The organism is Bacillus sp. P4_D3, assembly GCF_056401855.1.
This window is the reverse complement of sequence record NZ_JBFUIN010000855.1, coordinates 1-1,207: the sequence shown is the minus strand read 5'-3', so window position 1 is coordinate 1,207 and position 1,207 is coordinate 1. Positions and strand designations below refer to the sequence as shown.

Below are 1,207 nucleotides of genomic sequence, written 5' to 3'. Positions count from 1 at the left end.
CAATTGTAGTAACAGATAAATCGAAAGTTCGAATAACAACATCCAGGTCTGCGTTAATGTCAGCCACTTTTGATTTTAGCTTTTCCGGTCCCTCCTGAATTTTATCCAATTGATTTTATCGTGAATGAACTATGAGTCGATTATAATAGTTAGAGTGAACTCTAAGTCAAGAAAAAAATAATAAAAGGATAGTTAGTCCATTATGAGGGCTAACTATCCTTTTCATTTACTAAAGTAAACCTTGATGAATGAAATAAATCTCGATGTAAACTATTAAATATCAGTTCACATTTGAAACCTTTATATTATTGAATTTATCGCAATTTACCGATTTTCTTCGAAAGCTTAAATTGTACCGCAGGTACTATCTTACTGTTAATAAGATTAGTCCAGGCTGATAATGTACTTGATTACGTCCTTTTTTAGAGTACTAGTATCAGYATGTCCAAGTTTAGAAGGTTACTTACAAACGTTGTGGAGTGTTTGCACCAGAACCCTTTTTTTTGTGAAAATACTTTGGATGAGATCGAACCATTATGATCAAAAATACTACCTCTTTCAACTAAAGAAGTAGTATTAGTAACTGAAATAAAATTGTCAAAACAACACCAATAATGATAACGATTGCTAAATATATTCGCTTCTTTCGTTTGTAAGAATCTTAAAATCTTCCCTTTTTGAATGCAGCTTAACCATAAATTTAATTTTTTTTGTAAATGTGGAACTATCTCATTACTTACACTGTCTATTAAGCGTTAAAACATTTTTTATTTAATATTTTAAGAAAGGAATAATCATTTATAACTAAAGGAGTAGATTGAATTGAAAAAAATATGGATGCTGCTTTTCTTTTGTTTTGGAGTTATGTTGGTAGGATGTAATAAAAACGAACCGCCAAAACAAGCATTTGAAGAATATATCAATTTATGGAATGATAAAAAATTTACAAATATGTATGATCATTTATCAGAACATGCAAAAAAAACGATTTCTAAAAAGGAGTTCACAGAGAAATATCAAAAAATTCATGAGGGTATTGGAGTTAAGAATTTAAAAGTTAAAACGAAAGGAGAGAATACTAAAGATAAAGAACTTTTTCTTTTTGAAGTTAATATGGATACGGATGGAGGAACAGTTTCATTCATCCATGAAGCAAAACTCGTGAAAGATAAGGAATCTTGGAAAATAGATTGGACACCAGACTTCA

Annotated in this window: 1 protein-coding gene and 1 pseudogene; one reads left to right on the top strand and one right to left on the bottom strand. The window is 29.7% G+C overall.

Annotated elements, in window-relative coordinates; translation table 11 throughout:
• A pseudogene (locus AC1DTM_RS27375) lies at nt 1–85 on the bottom strand (SDR family NAD(P)-dependent oxidoreductase); the annotation flags it as partial.
• Between the two features lie 737 nt (nt 86–822).
• Between AC1DTM_RS27375 and AC1DTM_RS27370 the strand changes: the two are divergent.
• Nucleotides 823–1,207: NTF2-like N-terminal transpeptidase domain-containing protein (locus AC1DTM_RS27370; protein WP_477001365.1), on the top strand; the 385-nt coding region annotated here is incomplete at its 3' end.